Here is a 12,281-nt window from a genome sequence, read left to right on the forward strand (position 1 = left end):
CGGGCCAATCCACCCGAACCATACCGTTTCGCATTCCGTTAGGGCGACCAAACGGCTAGTGTAGGGCAAGCAAGCGCACAGGAGCCCTATATGAAATTGATCGTTGGCCTTGGCAATCCGGGCGGCAAATATGCCCGCAACCGGCACAACGTCGGATTTATGGCGCTGGACCTGATTGCTGCGGATCACGGCTTTTCGCCGTGGAAGTCAAAGCACCAAGGCAGCATCAGCGAAGGCCGTTTGGGTTCTGACCGCGCCGCACTGCTGAAGCCCGAAACCTTCATGAACAATTCGGGTCAGTCGGTGCAGGCGGCTATGCGGTTTTACAAGCTTGAGTCGGCTGACGTGATTGTCTTTCACGACGAGATCGACCTCGCGCCCGGCAAGGTGAAGGTCAAGACCGGCGGCGGTCATGCCGGTCACAATGGTCTGCGGTCGCTGCATGCACATATCGGCCCCGACTATACCCGCGTGCGCATCGGTGTCGGCCATCCGGGCCATAAAGACGCTGTACCGGGCTTTGTGCTGCGCGATTTTCCAAAGGCAGACGAAGGTTGGCTTGATGATGTGCTGCGCGGGATGAGCGAGGGCGCGCCGGATCTGGCGGCAGGCGATGCTGGCCGGTTTATGAATGCCGTCGGCATGCGGGTCAGCCCGCCGCGTTCGGGGACTGGCACGCGCGGTGCGGATGCTGACAAATCCCCGACTGCCGCCCCACCCCCTGCTGCAAATGCCCCCGCAGCCCCGACGCCGGAACAGCCGCAATCACCGTTGCAAAAGCTGATGGACCGGTTCCGATGAGTTTGCAAAAGGCGTTTCTTGATCAAGCCGAAAGCTGTACGGCACTTGGCTCTCCCTTCATGGCGCGGCTGTTGAAACTTCTGGCAGCAGACTGGCCGGAAGACAGCCCCGTCGCGCGCAAATGCGCGGCGTTTGAGGGCGATATCGGTCCACGTGGCCATTCTCTGCCGCTGCGGATTACTGCCGGATTACATGCCTTGGTCTTAAACCGTGCCGCGCCCGCGCTGGTCGCGGTTTACCCGCCAAACCAGTCAAGTGACGCGGAATTGCGCGCGGCGGTGCTCGGAGCCCTCCAAGATCATGCTGCATTTTTAACCACGTGGATCGACAGCGCCCCGCAAACCAACGAAGTCCGCCGCTCTGCCGCGCTGATTGCCGGCGCTCGGGTAGCTGTCGCGCATTTCGACCTGCCGATACGGCTGAGCGAGCTTGGCACCAGTGGCGGGCTCAACATGATGTGGGACCACTACGCGCTGGAGATCGCCGGACGCCGTTTCGGTCCCGCGATGCCGACCGTGATCCTCTCGCCCGAGTGGAAGGGCCCGCTGCCACTTGAGAAAACCCCGAACATCGCCAGTCGCGCCGGTGTTGACCTAAACCCTCTGGACCCGTCACGGGGGGACCATCTGCTGCGCCTGACGGCCTACCTCTGGGCCGATCAACCAGAGCGCGTGATGATGACCCGCGCCGCCGCCTCTGTGGCCACGACCGAGCTGGCGCGCGGCGACGCGATCGACTGGATCACCCCGCGGCTTTATTCCGCGCCGCAAGGCCAGTTGCACCTGATCCAGCACACGGTTGCATGGCAGTACTTCCCTGCCGAAACCCAAGCCCAGGGTCGTGCCCTTATTGAGGCGGCTGGCGCACAGGCCACGGCCAAACGCCCGCTTGCGTGGCTGGCGATGGAGGATGACGGCGGCGACAGGGGCGCGGCAGTCACGCTGCGCCTCTGGCCCGGCGATATACGGCTCAATCTGGGCCGCGCCGACTTTCATGGCCGCTGGATCGACTGGCAGTATCCGGCCTGACCGATAACAGGCTGGCACCCGACCAGACCTTGTGATTGGATGCCCCTTAAAAGCGGAGGCCGGTAATGCGCAAGTTTGGAAAATGGGTGGGTCGGGTGCTTTTGGCGCTGGTATTGGCTGCCGTGGTGATCGGGCTGTGGAAGCGCGAGGAAATCACCCGCCTGCTTGCGGTCAATTCCCTGTTCTCCGAAGAAAATATTGTCCAGAACTTCAGCCACATGGACCGCGCCTTCCTGACCCAGCCCGTGTCGCGCGGCAGTGGCCCAACAGTTGACCTGCCCTATGGCCCGGAAACCACCCTGCCCGCCGCCGTCGACGATTGGATCAAGGACCGCACCGTGACTGCGCTGGTCGTGCTCAAGGATGGTGCGGTGGTCTATGAGAATTATTTCCGCGGCACCGCGCGCGATGACCGCCGCATCAGTTGGTCGGTTGCCAAAAGCTTTCTGTCAGCGCTTGTCGGCGTGTTGATTGACGAGGGCAAAATCGCCTCTATTGATGATCCGGTGACCAAATATGCGCCTTCCCTCATGGGCGGCGCCTATGACGGCGCCACCCTGCGCCACGTGCTGAACATGGCCAGCGGCGTCACCTTCGACGAGGACTACCTCGACCAAAGCTCCGACATTAGCCGCATGGGACGCGTGCTGGCCCTTGGCGGCAAAATGGACGATTTCGCTGCAGGGCTGGACCAGACGTTCGCAGCCCCCGGCGAGACATGGCAATATGTCTCGATTGATACGCATGTTGTGGGCATGGTTGTGCGCGGTGCTACAGGGCGGCCAATTGCCGAACTGCTGAGTGAAAAGATCATCGCCCCCCTCGGCTTGGAGTTTGCGCCCTATTACGTCACCGATGGCGTCGGGACCGCGTTTGTGCTTGGGGGGCTGAACCTGACCACCCGCGATTATGCTCGCTTTGGCCAGATGTTTGCGCAAAAAGGCGAGTGGCAAGGCAAGCAGATCGTACCCGCCGCGTGGGTCGAAGCCTCGACCACGGCCAGCGCCCCGACCGAACCGGGCAGCATCGGCTACGGCCTGCAATGGTGGGTGCCCCAAGGCGCCGCCGCCGGAGAATACATGGCGCGGGGCATCTACGGCCAATACATTTACATCGACACGGCGCGAAACGTCGTGATTGCCACCAACGCCGCCGACCGCCGCTTTCGTGATGCTGGCGTGTCTGACCAGAACATCGCGATCTTCCGCGAGATCGCCCAAAGCCTGTGAGGTCCCATGCAACCTGACGATCCTATCAATGTCCTTGGTGGCCCGCTCGAACTCTGCGGCCGCGACCCGCTCACCGGATTTTTTCGCGATGGCCACTGCAATACCTGCAGTGAAGACCAAGGCAGCCATACCGTCTGTGCGATCATGACAGCCGAGTTTCTGGCCTATTCCAAATATGTCGGCAACGACCTCTCCACCCCGCGCCCCGAATTCGGGTTTGCAGGGCTGAGCGCTGGCGACCCGTGGTGCCTCTGCGCGGGGCGCTTCTTGCAAGCTGCCGACGAAGGCTGCGGACCCAAGCTGCGCCTCGCCGCCACCCATCTGCGCGCCACCGATATCGTACCGCTGCAAGTGCTGCGCAGCCACGCAATTGACGACACCTCCTTCTGATCGGACCTCGCGCATGACATCGGCTCTACACTTCCTCGCCCTCGTCGCGATCCTGCTCCTCCCCGCTGTCGCCACGGCGCAGAACGATCCGCGCCCCGAGGATGCCGCGCGCCTTAGCCGTTATGATGCCGCTGCTGGCGATGCGTTGCTGCAAGCCCTCGCAAACGGCGCGCCGAAAGATATCACTGCCCTCACAACCGCCTTAGCTGGGGAGCCTCTACCCGCACTGGACGAGACCCTACAAGGCGATTGGACCTGCCGCACAATGAAGCTCGGCGGGCTTGCCGACCTCGTGGTCTACAGCCCGTTCAAATGCAGCTTCACTATAAACGACACCGGTTTTGCGTTTGAAAAATTGACAGGTTCCCAACGCACACGGGGCGCGATCATCCTGCTTGATGGCCGTGCGATCTATCTGGGTGTTGGCTACGTAGCGGGTCAAAACCCGCCCGCTTACGCCGATCTGCCGCAGGAATTCACGTCTGATGGCAGCGTCCAAAGCGACATCGCGATACTCGAACGGGTAAGCCCGACCCGCGCGCGCCTGCTCTTTCCCTCACCCGCCGTCGAGAGCGACTTCGACATACTCGAACTCACCCGCTAGGGTATCTTCTCTTTTTAGCCAGAAACTGGTTGTGGGTCTGGGGGCAGAGCCCCCAGCGCCCTTTTCGCGTCAGCCCATGTTAATCAGGCAAACTTGCCCATCTCAAAGCCCAAAGCCCGCGCTACGGTAAAGATGTCTTTATCGCCACGCCCGCACATGTTCATGCAGATGATGTGATCTTTCGGCAGTTCGGGGGCGATTTTCATCACATGCGCCAAGGCATGCGAGGGCTCCAACGCGGGAATAATTCCCTCCAACTGGCACGACAGCTGAAACGCTTCCAGCGCCTCGACATCTGTGATCGAAACATATTTCGCCCGCCCGATCTCATGCAGCCATGCGTGCTCAGGCCCGATGCCGGGATAGTCGAGCCCCGCCGAAATTGAAAATCCTTCTAAAATCTGGCCGTCATCGTCCTGCAGCAGATAGGTCCGGTTGCCGTGCAACACACCTGGCCGCCCGCCTGTCAGCGAGGCACAATGTTCCATCTTTTCGTTCACGCCCTTGCCGCCAGCCTCGACACCGATGATGCCGACTTCCTTGTCGTCAAGGAACGGATAGAACAGCCCCATCGCGTTCGATCCGCCACCGATGGCGGCGATCAAGGTGTCAGGCAGGCGCCCTTCGGCAGCGGTCATTTGCTCGCGAACTTCCTTACCGATAATCGACTGGAAATCACGGACCATGGCCGGATAGGGGTGCGGACCTGCCACCGTGCCAATGCAATAGAACGTGTCGCGCACGTTGGTCACCCAGTCGCGCAGCGCGTCGTTCATCGCGTCCTTCAGCGTGCCACGACCCGAGGTCACCGGCACCACTTCCGCCCCCAGAAGGCGCATGCGGAACACGTTCGGGGCCTGACGTTCGACATCATGTGCGCCCATATAGACCACACACTGCAAACCGAACTTTGCACAGACCGTCGCGGTGGCCACGCCGTGCTGGCCTGCGCCAGTTTCGGCGATGATGCGTTTCTTGCCCATGCGGCGCGCCAGAATGATCTGGCCAAGTACGTTGTTGATCTTATGCGCGCCGGTGTGGTTCAGCTCGTCGCGCTTCATATAGATCTTGGCACCGCCCAGATGGTCGGTCAGCCGCTCGGCGAAATAGAGCGGGCTTGGGCGGCCCACATAATGGGTCCACAGATCGTGCATTTCGGCCCAGAAACTCTCGTCGGTCTTGGCCTTTTCGTATTCTTCCTCAAGGCTGAGGATCAGTGGCATCAGTGTCTCGGATACAAACCGCCCGCCGAAATCGCCAAAGCGGCCATTCTCGTCCGGGCCGGACATGAAGCTGTTGAAAAGGTCATTTGCCATGATGGTCTCCTGTCGGGGCTGTGCCCGTTTATCGCCGTTCAGGGGCGGGGTAAAGCCGACCTGCGCGGCAAGTGCCCCCGCCCCCGTTTCTCACTCGAAAATCTTGAACAACTCGCGCTTCAGCTTGTTCTCCAATCCCTCCTTCAACGCATCCTCGACCGATTGCCCATCCTGCCGCGTCACGCCAAGCTCGTCTTGCAATTTCTCGTCCAGCTTTTGCTTTATCTGATCTGCAGCGCGCTGTGCCTCAGCGTTAAAGTTCAAGTCTACCGCCGCCTTTAAGTCTGGCTTGATCTGGGGGTCGGCCCAAGGCCCGTATATGCGCACCGGCACGGCCAGCCCGCGCCCTGCATTCACCCGCAGCGCCTTGGGTGTAACGGTATAGTCCAGCGTTTGCGCGCCAAGATTGACCTCGCCGCGCCCGCTGGCATTGAAGTTCGGCAACAGCATCAGCAGATCATCGTTGCGCAACACCCCGCCCAAAATCTCGAAGGTTGCCCCCATCTCATCAAACACCGTGGTGCCGCCCTTCACATCGTAAGAGCCGAGCAGGTTATCCAGATCGATCCCTTCAATGCTGCCGCGCCCGACTGTGATCCCACCGTCCCCTTTGAGCGAGCGCATGATCGCGTCCATGCTGGCCCCTGCCGCGAGAAAGCTGATTTCGGCATCCCCCTTGCCCGTGAAGCGGGTCAGGTCGGCCATGTCAGTCAACAGTGGCTTCATCTCGACCCCTAGCGCGCTCAGACTGCCACCGACCGAAAGGCCTTTGCGGTTGTTCAGCACGACTTCGCCGAGCAGTTTACCGCCATAGGCCGCCACGTCGCGCAGCTCAAATACCAACCGCGAGCGGTCATTACTCAATAAGGCGCGCGTCGGCCCCAATTGCAGTGATCCCAGGTCGATGCTGTCAGCGCTCAGCGCAATCGCCCCGTTAAATGCAGCCAAGGCGGAGAGGTCGATCGCCGCAGTGGACCAGCCTGCGGGTGCAGGCGCAGGTGCAGCGGGGGCGGATTCCACGGTTCCTTCGGGTGCAGCACCAAATGCGCTCAGGTCCAGCGCTCCGGCATTGAGCTGTGCATTCACTTGAGGCGTTCCGTCCAAACCGATGTCTGCCGCGCCGCGCAAGGTATTGCCACCCAGATCCGCCACCAATTCGCGCAGCGCAAGTTGGCGGTCGGTCGTGAGCGTCAGCTGCGTGCGGATATCCGTGCGTTGCCCCAGCTTTTCAGGCAAATCGACCCCGTCAAAGCCCAATTGCGCCAGAAAATTCGCTGTGTCGGAGGTTTTGAACCACAGATCGCCTGCGGCTTCGCCCTTCAGCGACCCGCGCCCCGTTAGCGTCACCCCGCCGCCCGTCGCGGTCAGACGCGCGCGCAGTTGCTGAACGCCGCCTTGCAAGAAGCTGGCGAAGTTTTCGACCTTTGCGTCGAGCGTTACGACATCCCGCGCGGGACGCATGCTGGCGATAACCTGCGCCGCGCCGCCCGCTTCGGGCCAATCCAGCGACAGATCGACCCCTTCGTAAGACACCAGATCAGCCCCTTCTGCATCATAGATCAGGGTCGCATCAGTGATCTTGAGTTTTTGGATTGTAACGGGTCGCGCTGCTCGTGCGGGCGTGGTTTCAGTTTCGATCACAGCCTCGCCCGTGGCATCCGAAAACTGCCAACTTGCACGCCCGTCGCGGCGCTGTTCCAACCGGATCGTCGGGCTTTGCGCCTCGATATTGGTGATTTTGATCTCGCCGCGCAGCAGGGCCATCGCATCCACACCGATTGCCGCGTTTGACGTGGTCAGCATCGCGCCATCTTTGGCCCAGCTCGCGTTTCCAACCTCCAGCTTGCCCGCACTAATCCCCAGTTCGGGCCAGAGCGTCATCGACACATCGCCCGAGATTGTCACGTCGCGGCCCGTGATCTTGCGCAGCTGATCCCCCGCAATCCGTGCAATCCGGTCGGCGGGCAACATCACTAACGAGACCCCGGCTACCACAACAATCAGCACCAATACGCCGAAAATCCGCAAAATCCACTTCATCAACCGCTCTCCCACTGGTTTGCGGGCCTTTCGCAGACCCTTTGCTTGGCTTATAGCGCAGTTCATGAGCACAAACCCACCCAATCTGCGCCCCGACCTTGCCCCCAAGGCAAAGCTGTCGGAACTCTCCCGCCCCGGCCAGCCGACCATCGGCATGGTCTCGCTTGGCTGCCCTAAGGCGCTGGTCGATTCCGAGCGAATTCTGACGCGGCTGCGCGCCGAAGGCTATGCGGTATCGCCTGACTATGCGGGCGCTGATGCGGTGATCGTCAACACCTGCGGGTTTCTCGACTCCGCCAAGGCGGAATCGCTGGATGCCATCGGCGAGGCGCTGACCGAGAATGGCCGCGTGATCGTGACCGGATGTCTGGGCGCCGAGCCCGATTACATCCGCGAACACCACCCGCGCATTCTGGCCGTGACCGGCCCGCACCAATATGAACAGGTGCTCGACGCTGTGCATAAGGCCGTGCCGCCCTCGCCTGATCCGTTTATTGATCTGCTCCCAGCGCAGGCCGTCTCCCTGACGCCGCGGCACTATAGCTACCTCAAGATTTCCGAGGGCTGTAACCACAAGTGCAAATTCTGCATCATTCCCGACATGCGCGGCCGGTTGCAATCGCGCCCTGCCCACGCCGTCGTGCGCGAGGCTGAGCGGCTGGTCGCCAGCGGCGTGAAAGAGCTGCTGGTCATCAGTCAGGACACCTCGGCCTACGGGGTCGATATCAAACATGCCGAGGACCGTGGCCATCGCGCCCATATCACCGATCTGGCCCGCGATCTGGGTTCGCTCGGGGCTTGGGTCCGGCTGCACTACGTCTATCCCTACCCGCATGTGCGCCAGTTGATCCCACTGATGGCCGAAGGGCTGGTGTTGCCCTATCTCGATATCCCGTTCCAGCACGCACATCCGGATGTATTGAAGCGTATGGCGCGGCCTGCTGCGGCCTCCAAAACGCTGGACGAGATTGCGGCGTGGCGCGATACATGTCCCGACATTACCTTGCGCTCGACCTTTATCGTCGGCTATCCGGGCGAGACCGAGGCCGAGTTCCAGACCCTGCTTGATTGGCTTGATGAGGCGCAACTCGACCGCGTTGGCTGTTTTCAATACGAGAACGTTGAGGGCGCGCGGTCAAATGCGCTGCCCGACCATGTGGCGGACGAGATCAAACAAGATCGTTGGGACCGCTTCATGGCCAAGGCGCAGGCGATTTCCGAGGCCAAGCTCGCCGCCAAGGTCGGTAAGCGCATCGAGGTCATTATTGATGAGATCGACAGCGATGCCGCCACCTGCCGCACCAAATCCGACGCGCCGGAGATCGACGGCAACCTGTATATCGACGAGGGCCATGAGGCTTTGACCGTTGGCGATATTGTCACCGTCGAGGTCGAGGAAGCCGGAGAATACGATCTCTGGGGTCGTTTGGTCTGACAGTTTAACGGCACCTTAAAACATTCACGCTCACGGCGGTCGGATACTCCGGCCGCCGTTTTGCATTGTCGGGTCAGGAACCTTACTTGATCGCCGCTCCGGCAGTCCCTCCGAGATCGGCCACTTTTAGCCTATGTAGTGGAAGGGGCATTAATGCGCACTACATGTACCTAAAGACAGCATAGTGAGACAAGCAACCCTTGCAAATGTTCACGCTATGTTCTATATTGGTGTTAACCAGAACGTAAGGAGGCTTCACATTGTCCTTCCAACCTCAGTTTCCCGGTATATTCACCTCCGCCGAGGGGGCCCGACCGGTACAAGACGACCTGCCACTCGCCCATCCGCTGCCTGCTACCGAAAAGCAGATCAGCTATGCCCGTGTGTTGGCCGCTAAAACCGGCGCTGCACTGCCGCGCCATGCTGAACAGGACCGCGTGGCCCTGTCCAAGTGGATTGACAACCACAAAGTCCCTGCGCCTCAAGGGCGGTTTTCTGAGTATCCTTCTTCGAAGCAGGTCCAATTTGCCGAGCGGATCGCGCGGATCAAACGCAGCGAAGTACCCCCCGAGTGTTTTCGCGACAAAACGCTGATGTCGCGTTGGATCGACGGCAATAAGCCGCGCTAGGCGGGTGCGCTGACGCTAAGTCAGCCATCGTTTATTAACCGGCGGGTGCTAGGTATCGTCTATGGCGTATCCTTATTCCCCTGCTGAAACGATTGCTGACGGTGCCGTGCACATAGCCGGACTGGCCTTTGCCATTCCGGCTACGGTGCTGCTGTTAATGCAGGCTGCACAGACCGACAGTAGCATCACGGCAGCAGCGCTTTACGGCGGCTGCCTGATCTTTGCCTTCGCTGCCTCGGCGATCTATCACCTCAGCCCCTATGACCGCACACGCCCGCTTTTGAACCGGATTGACCATGCGGCGATCTATTTCAAAATTGCTGGCACCTATACGCCTTTGGTGGGCGTTATCGGTACCGGCTTTGCCTATGGCATCCTCGGCGTTGTCTGGACATTGGCTGGCATTGGCGCACTAGCAAAGCTGTGGTTCTGGCGCACTGATGCACGCGGCTCGCTTGCGCTTTATTTAGCAATGGGCTGGCTGTCGGTTCTGCTGATCTGGCCGATGTGGGCGCATCTCCCCCCCGCCGCGATGAGCTTGGTGGTGATAGGCGGGCTGACCTATTCCTTGGGCACCATCGTCTTTGCACAGAAGGCTATGCGGTTTCAGAACGCGATCTGGCATAGTTTTGTGCTGATTGCCTCAATCTGCTTTTTCGCGGCCATCGCGCTCAGCCTTTAGCGGCTTGGAGGCTCCAGCACGCGTTGGGGCGCCACCTATTGCATAATCTGGTTCGAAAAGAAAAAGGCTCCCACAAAGGGAGCCTTTAATCACGCTGTCAAACCTGACGATTGCAAAGGCCTTAAAGCCCCGCCGCCGTTTTTCTTACCACCTCAAGTCGGGACGAGTTGGGCGGGTGTGTCCCGAGGAAACGATCGCCTGGATCGGGGATACGGGCGAAGAACTGCGCGCCGCGCAGCGGATCATATCCGGCCCGCTTAGTGATCACCGTACCCAGCGCATCGGCCTCAAGCTCGAAATTCTTCGAATAGGTTCGTGCGCCAACCTGAGCGCCCAAGCGCTGCGCTGATTCCACTGCGCTGGAATCACCGCCGCTCAACGTCGCCAAACCGGAGAAAATCACAGCACCCGCCACCGCGTTCTGCTGCTGACGCCCGATATGTCCTGCGATGTGGTGGGCAGTTTCATGGCCCAACACAAAAGCCAGCTCGTCCTCGTTGCGCGCATCATCGATCAGCGCCAGCGTAAAGGCCACCACGGGGCGCCCCTGCTTGTCGATGGTCTGGAATGCATTCGCGGGCTGGCCCGGGCGATCATCGACCACGATGTTGAAATCACAATTTACACCAGTTGTTCGGGTCCGGCACTCTCGCTCGGCCACCGGCTCAACGGTCCTGACCACACGGATAAAACTGCGCGCGGCTGCATCTACCGATTGGGTCGGCGCACTGCTGGGTTGCGGGGCGGGTCCGGGGGCTGGCATCGGTGTAATGGTGGTCACATCACAGGCGCTTAACAAGGCAACAGCGGCAAAGACGCTTAGGGTACTTTTGATCATCAGGGGAAATCTCCGGCGTGACGTTTCATAGGATGTTTTAGCACGTCGCGCGGCCATCGCCACCCCGATCACGCTAGATTGAAACCACACTTGCATTGATCCGCCGAACGCCTAGTGTGCGGACATGTTTACCATCGAACACGAATTTGACGCCACCGTGATCACTCTGATTGACGAAGGCACCGCCCCCCTGCGGGAAGACGTGGTTGTTCAGGCATTTGCCGAGGAAATCACCTTTGAGCAATGGGATCCGCGCACCGACAGGATCCATAAAATCACGCTCTCGCCAGACCAGTTACGTGACCTTACGGCAGCCCTGAACCTGCCCGAAGGCATTTACCGAAGCGCACCCTAAAGGACATCTCTATGGCTACCGGAACCAATATCAGGACCTATTTCAATGGCACCTGGCACGAAGGCGATGTCAGCGTCATCAATGCCGCCGACCACGGCGCGTGGCTGGGCACAACCGTATTTGACGGCGCGCGCTTGTTTGACGGATTGTCGCCCGATCTCGATGCGCATTGCGCGCGGATCAATCGCTCTGCCGAGGCGTTGATGATCACGCCGACGATGTCCTCCGCCGATATTGCCGCCATCGCCCGCGAAGGTTTGGCCAGCTACAGCCGCGACGCCGCCGTCTATATCCGCCCGATGTATTGGGCGCTGGCGGGCGACGAATTGGGCATTGTGCCACTTAAGGATGCGACCGGTTTTTGCATCAGCCTTGAGGAAATCCCGATGGCCCCGCCCGAAGCCGCGACCACGTTGACCCGCACTCGGTTCCGCAGACCAGTGCTGGAAGACAACGTGGTAAATGCCAAAGCTGGCTGCCTCTACCCCAACAACGCCCGCATGATGGCCGAGGCGCGCACCAAAGGCTTTGGCAACGCGTTGGTCGCTGATGCGATGGGCAATGTCGCCGAAAGCGCCAGCGCCAATGTCTTTATGGTGAAAGACGGCGAGGTTTTCACGCCGATCCCGAACGGCACTTTCCTCGCGGGCATTACCCGCGCGCGACATATGCAAAACATGGCCGCCGACGGCATTAAGGTGCATGAAACAGTGCTGAGCTTTGACGATTTCCACTCAGCCGATGAAGTGTTCCTGTCTGGCAACATGATGAAGGTCACCCCAGTCAAAGCCTTTGACGACACCGCCTATCAGGTCGGCACCAATGGCAATCCGGTCACCCGCCGGGTGCGCGAGATGTATTGGGACTGGGCTGCTTCCGAGCGCGCCTAGGTTTTCCGGTGCGGAAGGGCTGTGCGGCGATGAAACGCAATTCT

General features: G+C 60.4%; 13 protein-coding genes. 10 read left to right on the forward strand and 3 right to left on the reverse strand.

Annotated features, from left to right (window positions below):
* The first annotated feature begins 90 nt into the window (after window positions 1-90).
* The 5 genes from pth to BM174_RS06740 all read left to right on the forward strand — a co-directional run bounded on the left by pth (window position 91) and on the right by BM174_RS06740 (window position 4,052).
* Window positions 91-801 carry an aminoacyl-tRNA hydrolase gene (pth, locus tag BM174_RS06720; protein WP_093923080.1) on the forward strand — a complete coding sequence of 237 codons (711 nt, stop codon included), beginning with the start codon at window positions 91-93 and terminating at the stop codon, window positions 799-801.
* On the forward strand, window positions 798-1,829 hold the full coding sequence (locus BM174_RS06725) for a DUF2332 domain-containing protein (protein ID WP_093923081.1): 1,032 nt from the start codon (window positions 798-800) through the stop codon (window positions 1,827-1,829). Before pth ends, BM174_RS06725 begins: the two co-directional genes overlap by 4 nt.
* A gap of 65 nt (window positions 1,830-1,894) precedes the next feature.
* A complete protein-coding gene (locus BM174_RS06730) occupies window positions 1,895-3,058 on the forward strand; it encodes a serine hydrolase domain-containing protein (protein ID WP_093923082.1) in 1,164 nt (387 codons plus the stop codon).
* Between the two features lie 6 nt (window positions 3,059-3,064).
* Complete coding sequence (locus tag BM174_RS06735) at window positions 3,065-3,448, forward strand: DUF2237 family protein (RefSeq protein ID WP_093923083.1); 384 nt, start codon at window positions 3,065-3,067, stop codon at window positions 3,446-3,448.
* Window positions 3,449-3,461: 13 nt separating this feature from the next.
* Complete coding sequence (locus BM174_RS06740; RefSeq protein ID WP_093923084.1) at window positions 3,462-4,052, forward strand: DUF4893 domain-containing protein; 591 nt, start codon at window positions 3,462-3,464, stop codon at window positions 4,050-4,052.
* Window positions 4,053-4,135: 83 nt separating this feature from the next.
* Here the strand turns inward: BM174_RS06740 and trpB are convergent, their stop codons facing one another.
* Both trpB and BM174_RS06750 read right to left on the reverse strand, forming a co-directional pair.
* Window positions 4,136-5,368, reverse strand: coding sequence for a tryptophan synthase subunit beta (gene trpB / locus BM174_RS06745; protein WP_093923085.1), 1,233 nt, complete (start codon window positions 5,366-5,368; stop codon window positions 4,136-4,138).
* A gap of 90 nt (window positions 5,369-5,458) precedes the next feature.
* Window positions 5,459-7,408, reverse strand: coding sequence for an AsmA family protein (locus BM174_RS06750; protein ID WP_093923086.1), 1,950 nt, complete (start codon window positions 7,406-7,408; stop codon window positions 5,459-5,461).
* A 64-nt stretch (window positions 7,409-7,472) separates the two neighbouring features.
* Between BM174_RS06750 and rimO the strand changes: the two genes are divergently transcribed.
* The 3 genes from rimO (at window position 7,473) to trhA (ending at window position 10,154) form a co-directional block, all read left to right on the forward strand.
* Window positions 7,473-8,843, forward strand: coding sequence for a 30S ribosomal protein S12 methylthiotransferase RimO (gene rimO / locus BM174_RS06755; protein ID WP_093923087.1), 1,371 nt, complete (start codon window positions 7,473-7,475; stop codon window positions 8,841-8,843).
* A 260-nt stretch (window positions 8,844-9,103) separates the two neighbouring features.
* Complete coding sequence (locus BM174_RS06760) at window positions 9,104-9,472, forward strand: hypothetical protein (RefSeq protein WP_342742056.1); 369 nt, start codon at window positions 9,104-9,106, stop codon at window positions 9,470-9,472.
* Between the two features lie 61 nt (window positions 9,473-9,533).
* Complete coding sequence (gene trhA / locus BM174_RS06765) at window positions 9,534-10,154, forward strand: PAQR family membrane homeostasis protein TrhA (protein WP_093923088.1); 621 nt, start codon at window positions 9,534-9,536, stop codon at window positions 10,152-10,154.
* Between the two features lie 121 nt (window positions 10,155-10,275).
* Here the strand turns inward: trhA and BM174_RS06770 are convergent, their stop codons facing one another.
* A complete protein-coding gene (locus BM174_RS06770; RefSeq protein ID WP_093923089.1) occupies window positions 10,276-10,992 on the reverse strand; it encodes a M48 family metalloprotease in 717 nt (238 codons plus the stop codon).
* A gap of 124 nt (window positions 10,993-11,116) precedes the next feature.
* Between BM174_RS06770 and BM174_RS06775 the strand changes: the two genes are divergently transcribed.
* A complete protein-coding gene (locus BM174_RS06775) occupies window positions 11,117-11,347 on the forward strand; it encodes a hypothetical protein (protein ID WP_093923090.1) in 231 nt (76 codons plus the stop codon).
* An 11-nt stretch (window positions 11,348-11,358) separates the two neighbouring features.
* Window positions 11,359-12,237, forward strand: a complete 879-nt coding sequence (locus BM174_RS06780) for a branched-chain amino acid aminotransferase (protein WP_093923091.1) — start codon at window positions 11,359-11,361, stop codon at window positions 12,235-12,237.
* Window positions 12,238-12,281 lie beyond the last annotated feature (44 nt).

Source organism: Sulfitobacter brevis (assembly GCF_900112755.1).
GTDB classification, from domain to species: Bacteria; Pseudomonadota; Alphaproteobacteria; order Rhodobacterales; family Rhodobacteraceae; genus Sulfitobacter; species Sulfitobacter brevis.